At 63.9% G+C, this 6,097-nt stretch carries 7 protein-coding genes; 3 read left to right on the forward strand and 4 right to left on the reverse strand.

Annotation, left to right across the window (positions count from 1 at the left end; all coding sequences use genetic code 11):
- Positions 1 to 130 precede the first annotated feature (130 nt).
- The 4 genes from VGP39_RS07475 to VGP39_RS07490 all read right to left on the reverse strand — a co-directional run bounded on the left by VGP39_RS07475 (position 131) and on the right by VGP39_RS07490 (position 3,732).
- Positions 131 to 604 carry a hypothetical protein gene (locus VGP39_RS07475; RefSeq protein WP_327567468.1) on the reverse strand — a complete coding sequence of 158 codons (474 nt, stop codon included), beginning with the start codon at positions 602 to 604 and terminating at the stop codon, positions 131 to 133.
- 166 nt (positions 605 to 770) lie between these two features.
- Complete coding sequence (rlmN, locus tag VGP39_RS07480) at positions 771 to 1,970, reverse strand: 23S rRNA (adenine(2503)-C(2))-methyltransferase RlmN (protein WP_327567469.1); 1,200 nt, start codon at positions 1,968 to 1,970, stop codon at positions 771 to 773.
- 185 nt (positions 1,971 to 2,155) lie between these two features.
- The gene (locus tag VGP39_RS07485; RefSeq protein WP_327567470.1) at positions 2,156 to 2,794 is read right to left on the reverse strand and encodes an invasion associated locus B family protein; all 639 of its coding nucleotides are present in this window, start codon (positions 2,792 to 2,794) and stop codon (positions 2,156 to 2,158) included.
- A 98-nt stretch (positions 2,795 to 2,892) separates the two neighbouring features.
- A complete protein-coding gene (locus tag VGP39_RS07490; protein WP_327567471.1) occupies positions 2,893 to 3,732 on the reverse strand; it encodes an SDR family oxidoreductase in 840 nt (279 codons plus the stop codon).
- Between the two features lie 195 nt (positions 3,733 to 3,927).
- Here VGP39_RS07490 and VGP39_RS07495 point away from each other — a divergent pair, with 195 nt between their 5' ends.
- The 3 genes from VGP39_RS07495 to VGP39_RS07505 all read left to right on the forward strand — a co-directional run.
- A complete protein-coding gene (locus tag VGP39_RS07495; RefSeq protein WP_327567472.1) occupies positions 3,928 to 4,902 on the forward strand; it encodes an NADPH:quinone oxidoreductase family protein in 975 nt (324 codons plus the stop codon).
- Positions 4,903 to 4,922: 20 nt separating this feature from the next.
- On the forward strand, positions 4,923 to 5,696 hold the full coding sequence (locus VGP39_RS07500; protein ID WP_327567473.1) for a hypothetical protein: 774 nt from the start codon (positions 4,923 to 4,925) through the stop codon (positions 5,694 to 5,696).
- 181 nt (positions 5,697 to 5,877) lie between these two features.
- On the forward strand, positions 5,878 to 6,097 hold a 220-nt coding region (locus VGP39_RS07505; protein ID WP_327567474.1), incomplete at its 3' end, for a hypothetical protein.

Genomic DNA, 6,097 nt, shown 5'->3' on the forward strand with positions numbered 1-6,097 from the left:
CTTTCAGATGCGACTTGTTGAAACCCGTTGGAGCATCGCAATAACTGCAGATTTGCCTGAGGTCAGATCCCCGCAACACCGTCGTTCCTAAGTAGTTGAAATGACTCGGATACATTTTTGGATCAGGCTCTCAGGATGACGAAGGTATGGGTGGTGGTGCTGGAGCCCGCACACGCCGCCACGCGCCGGCATTTCGGCCGGCGATCATCCAATAAACCATCCCGGCGACGATGCCCGCGCCGGTCATGATTTCAAGGTGACGCCGGATGATGCCGTCGAAGCGCAGGGTGGCGGGATCGAACGGAATGAGGCCGAGATAGCAGGCGAGGCCGACCACGCCGCCGCCGACCGCGTAGGCTAACGCGCTTCGGATATAGAACGCCTCGGTGATGGCGACCACGAGCAGCGCCGGCAGCAGCGCAAAGCCGCTGACGAAGATGAAGCCGAAGCCGAGCACGATGTTCAGCGCGCTGGGATCGATCGGGCCGTCCGCGAAGTCGCTCAATGCGGGAAACAGCACCGCGCCGACGACGATCGCGCCGGCGACCAGACTGGCGGCGAGGAAGCCGAGCAGGATAACGAAGAGGCGACCGATCAGGGACATCAAACGATATCCATCATCCAACGCCATAAATTCAACCCGTCATCCTGAGGAGCGGCCTCTTGGCCGCGTCTCGAAGGATGGGCCGCAAGTGCCCGGGGCAATCCTTCGAGACGCCGCGCAAGCGCGCGGCTCCTCAGGATGACGGTTGAATGAAAGCGGCTCCACATCAATCCGTCATCGCCATGGCGCGCAGCGCCTGGCGCTCGCGGGCCGATAGTTTCTCCGTCTCGGATTTGAGCTGCCCGCAGGCGGCGAGGATGTCGCGGCCGCGCGGGGTGCGCACCGGCGAGGAATAGCCGGCGTTGAAGATGTATTCGGAGAATTTTTCGATCTGGTCCCAGTCCGAACACTCATAGGCCGTGCCCGGCCACGGATTGAACGGAATGAGATTGATCTTGGCCGGAATGCCCTTCAGCATTTTCACCAGCAGCTTTGCATCGTCGAGCGAATCGTTGACGCCCTTGAGCATCACATATTCGAAGGTGATGCGCTTGGCGTTGGTCGCGCCGGGATAATCGCGGCAGGCCTGCAGCAATTCGGCGATCGGATATTTGCGGTTCAGCGGCACCAGTTCGTTGCGCAGATCGTCGCGCACCGCATGCAGCGAGATCGCCAGCATGACGCCGATCTCGGCGCCGGTGCGGACGATATAAGGCACCACGCCCGAGGTCGACAGCGTAATGCGGCGGCGGGAAATGCCGATGCCGTCGCCGTCGGCGACGATCAGCAGCGCATCGCGCACCGCGTCGAAATTATACAAGGGCTCGCCCATGCCCATCATCACCACATTGGTGACGAGGCGATTGCCGTTCGGCGTTTCACGGTCGGCCCAGTCATTGAGCCGGTCGCGCGCCACCATGATCTGCCCCACGATTTCGCCAGCGGTGAGATTGCGCACCAGCCGCTGCGTGCCGGTGTGGCAGAACGAGCAGCTCAGCGTGCAGCCGACCTGGCTGGAGACGCACAGCGTGCCGCGATCGGTTTCCGGAATGTAGACGCACTCGACCTCGTGCGCCTTCTCGACGCTGTCGCCGCTCGGCAATCGCAGCAGCCATTTGCGGGTGCCGTCGCTGGAGATTTGCTCGGCGACCACCTGCGGACGCGCGAGCGTGAAATGCTCGGCAAGCTGCGCACGCATCTCCTTCGAGATGGTCGTCATCTCGGCAAAGCCCTGCACGCCGCGGACATAGATCCAGTGCCAGAGCTGCTGGGTGCGCATCTTGCGCTGCGCGGGGGCCACGCCGATGGCGCCGAGCCGTTCGGCCAGCTCCGCGCGCGACATTCCGATCAGCGACGGCTTTGCCGGCGGCACATAGGTTTCCAGCGCGATTTTTTCCAGCGGGGCTGGAGAGAAAGCGGCGGTCATATCGTCATCCAGAGCAATCAAACAATTCGAGCTCGGCTACCAGGGTTCGTCATGCCCGGCCTTGTGCCGGGCATCCACGTCTTCAGAGCGTTGCAGCGAGAAAGACGTGGATGGCCGGGACAAGCCCGGCCATGACGATGAATATATGACTCTATATAGCAACTGTCGGCGCAATTGCGACTGCGTCAGCGCCTGCAATCTTGCGCCAGCCGGTCGAGCGCTTGCGCCAGACCCTTTAGCGAGAAGGTGTCGATGGTCTCGGTGCCCTTGGCGGAGACGCCCTTGACGACGACATCGGCGGCCTTGCGCATGGCTTCCACCATCCGCTCTTCCTCGGCGGCGTTCTTGATCCAGAGGCCGTCGCCCTGCGTGTACATCGCATAAGAAGCGCCGCCGACCTCCAGCGAGGATTCCGAACCCGGCTTCAGCGTATAGCCGATCATGATGGAAACTTCGTTGGTGACTTTTTCCGCCGGCCGCGTGGAGACGAAGGCGTAGGCCGGATCGCGCGGGCGGTTCGGCGGATTGGTTTTCGACGACGACGGTTTTGCCAGCGCAAAACACACTTTCTTGCCGTTCGGTGTCGCGGTGTAGGCGCCCCAGGTTCCGAACTGACCGATCAGCGTCGGCTCGGCGCTGCCGGCGGCAACGGCGGCTGGCTTGGCCTCCGGCTTGGCCGCGGCGGCAGGCTTGGCATCAGGCTTGGCCGGCGCGGACTTCGACGACTTGGCATCCTTTGCAGCGCTCTGCGCCAGCGCAGGGGTCGCAACCGCGCACACCAGCGCGTTCGCCACCAGAATTGTCAGAATTCGCCGCACAGACATGATCAAAGTCGATCCCCCATCATTGTGACTGCAAGATGGCCCGGCATCCCCGCCGCTTTTGCCATAGAGCATTTCCCGCACCAGTGGAATCCGCTTGTTCAGCCTTTCGGCCGCGCCGCCCGCAGCTGCACCCACTGCGCGTCGGTCCATTGCAGCAGGTCCTCGGCGCCGGAACCGCGCAAATGCGATCCGCCATCCTGCACCACCATCTCGCCGTTGATGTAGCCGGCCTGATCCGAAATCAGAAAGCTGGCGAGATTGGCAAGCTCGCCGTGTTCGCCGACGCGGCCGAGCGGATTTTGCGCCCCCGGGGCCTCGTCGCGGCCTTCGGGCCGAAGCTGTCCCGACGCACCGGCAGTCGGAAACGGCCCCGGGGCAATCGCCACGGTGCGGATGCCCTTCGGGCCCCATTCCACGGCGAGACTCTTGGTCATCGCCAACACCGCCGACTTCGCCATCGCGGAAGGCACCGTGAAGGCCCGTCCGGTGATGGTCGAGGTCGACAGGATGCTCAGCACCACGCCGTTGTGCCGGCCTTCGATCCAGCGTTTTCCCGCTGCGAGCGTGCAATACAGCGCGCCATGCAAAGTGGGTGCGAGAATCGCGTCCGCGGCGCGGAACGACAGCTGCTCGGTCTGCGCGATGAAGGTGGCGGCGGCATTGTTGACCAGCACGTCGAGCGGCGCATCGCTCCAGATCGAGTCCATCATCGCATCGACCGCGGCGCCATCGCGGATGTCGCATCGGATGGCGCTGACCTTTGTGCCGAAGTCGCTGCGCAATTGCGCCGCGGTCTGCTGCAGCAGTTCAAGCCGACGGCCGCAGATGACCAGTTCTGCTCCGAGCTCGGCAAAGCGGCGCGCCATCGCGGCCCCCAGGCCGGAGCCGCCGCCGGTCACCAGAATGCGCTTGCCCGCGAGAAGATTTTTTTCGAACATCCGTTTCACCTTTCGTCATACGCGGGCTTGACCCGCGTATCCATCGATCTTCGCAAGGGTCTTTCGAAGAGGATGGATTGCCGGGTCAAGCCCGGCAATGACGGTTGTAGCGGTTATGCGCCCGAATCGCATTGTAGCCCGGCGCTAAATCCGGCAATAAGCGTGCAGCCCTTTTTCTCCCAGCCAGGTGTGTCCATGAAAGCCATTCTTTGCTCGCAGTATTGCGGCCCCGACGATCTTGAGCTGGCCGATGTGCCGGACCCGGTGGCCGAGGCCGGCCAGGCCGTGATCGCGATCAAGTCGGCGGCGCTGAATTTCTTCGACCTGTTGATGATCCAGGGCAAGTACCAGATCAAGCCTCCGTTCCCGTTTTCGCCGGCGGCGGAAGTCGCGGGTGTGATCGAGAGCGTCGGCGCGGGGGTCACCGATCTGAAAGTGGGCGACCGCGTGGTCGCATCCTGCGGACACAACGGCGCGCGGGAAAAGATCGCGCTGCCCGCGAACGCGATCGTCAAAATTCCCGACAATCTGGATTTCGATCGCGCCGCCGGCATCATCATCATCTACGGCACCGCGCTGCATGCGCTGGAAGATCGCGCCAGCTTGAAACCCGGCGAGACCGTGGCGGTGCTCGGCGCCGCCGGCGGTACCGGGCTTGCGGCATGCGAGCTCGGCAGGCTGATGGGCCTGAAGGTGATCGCCTGCGCCTCGTCTGAGGAGAAGATCGAATTCGCCAAAGCGCACGGCGCCGACCTTGGGCTGAATTACGCAGATGAAGACCTCAAGGAAGGCCTGCGAAAGCTTACCGGCGGCAAAGGTGTCGACATCATCTTTGACCCGGTCGGCGGCAGCTATGCCGAAGCGGCGCTGCGTTCGATCGCATGGGAAGGCCGCTTCCTGGTGATCGGTTTCGCCGCCGGCGACATTCCGAAAATGCCGCTCAATCTCGCGCTGCTCAAGGGCTGCGACATCCGCGGCGTGTTCTGGGGCGCGTGGGCACGGCTCAATCCGGAGAAGAACCGCGCCAACCTGGAAAAGCTGGTGAAGTGGACCGCGGAGGGAAAAATCTCATCGCATGTCGACCGCACCTTCCCGCTGGCGCAAACCGCCGACGCGCTGAAGGTGCTGGCGGGCCGCAAGGCGATGGGCAAGGTGATCTTGCATCCGTGAGGCGCTGAGGCGCCCGCTGCATGCGCGCGTTCGCGCGCTCGTTAATCATCCGGCGCCAACATCAGGCGAATTTCGGCTCGTACTGGGCCAGCGGCAATGACGGATACCGTCAGATATTCGAGCAGATCGGTCGCTCCACGCTGCAAAAGCCGAACATCGTTACCAATGTGCTTGACCAGGAGCGCGATCGGCAGATCGCCCGGCTCAAGACGCTCACCGGCCGGCCAGAACAAGCCTCCGGCGCCGCCGACTCCCTGCAGATCATCGCAGTGGCGTTTGAGGGGATGAAGGCGGTCACAGTGCAGGCCCCCGGGCCGATGGCCCGACCGAGCGTTGAGGAGGACGGCTACCGGCGCCTCAGCCTCGATCTCGGACAAGTGCCCGGCGCCGCTGTCGTCATCATCGCCGACCAGCCGATCCGCTGGCGGCTTCAAGGGCTAACGCCCGCCTCCAGGCCGCGTGTCGGATTTGAAGGCTATGCCGCCTTCGACGTCCTTGGCGGTCAGCCGGGCTCGCTTGCCGGCTTCCGTATCGGCGCGTTCGGTGGCGTCGACTTCGCGCGCGCAGTGGACCCGACTGAGGGCGAGGCCAGTATCCGCCAGACATTCTGTGCGTCGCTGCAAAGCTGGGCCGACCATTTCGGCCTGCCGTTCGACGCCGCCCGTTTCACCCTGCTGCTCAATCCGGGCCAGATCGCGCCGAACCGGAGTTCGACGCTAAGCGACGGCGAAATCGTCAAGACCATGTACAGCGCCGATCTCGATCGCCTGTGCAAGCTGCGCGCGAACCGGTGATGCGAGGGGAGATGCCATGAGTCACGACAACGGCGGCTTTGGCCGGCGCGGGATGCAACCGATGCCGGGCGCGCCACAGCCGCTCCCGGCTTCGGCCCGGCGTGGGATGTCGCCGCTCGTCAAGCAGATCGGAGGTCTTGCGCTTGGCATCGCACTCGCCTTCGCGCTTGGAGGGGCCAACATGTATTTCAAGAAGCAGATGGGCAAGTCGCTCGACCGGGACTTCGTCGAAAGCGCTGCGGCCGGCAACCCGGCCGCGGCGATTGAGCAGGTCGGTGGCGGTGACGACCTGCTGCAGAGCGTGCATCGCGTCTGCACCAGGCGCGCCGCCGAAGCCAAGCTTACCGAGGCCGAGACGCGTGCGGCCGACTTGTCCATGCATCTTGAAGCCGGAGAGGGCA

This window comes from Bradyrhizobium sp., assembly GCF_036009065.1.
Lineage (GTDB): Bacteria > Pseudomonadota > Alphaproteobacteria > Rhizobiales > Xanthobacteraceae > Bradyrhizobium.

Excerpts from the sequence above, each read along its gene's own strand:
- VGP39_RS07485 (WP_327567470.1), bottom strand. The coding sequence starts at position 2,794 with ATGTCTGTGCGGCGAATTCTGACAATTCTGGTGGCGAACGCGCTGGTG.
- VGP39_RS07500 (WP_327567473.1), top strand. The coding sequence starts at position 4,923 with ATGCGCGCGTTCGCGCGCTCGTTAATCATCCGGCGCCAACATCAGGCG.
- VGP39_RS07490 (WP_327567471.1), bottom strand. The coding sequence starts at position 3,732 with ATGTTCGAAAAAAATCTTCTCGCGGGCAAGCGCATTCTGGTGACCGGC.
- rlmN (WP_327567469.1), bottom strand. The coding sequence starts at position 1,970 with ATGACCGCCGCTTTCTCTCCAGCCCCGCTGGAAAAAATCGCGCTGGAA.
- VGP39_RS07495 (WP_327567472.1), top strand. The coding sequence starts at position 3,928 with ATGAAAGCCATTCTTTGCTCGCAGTATTGCGGCCCCGACGATCTTGAG.
- VGP39_RS07475 (WP_327567468.1), bottom strand. The coding sequence starts at position 604 with ATGTCCCTGATCGGTCGCCTCTTCGTTATCCTGCTCGGCTTCCTCGCC.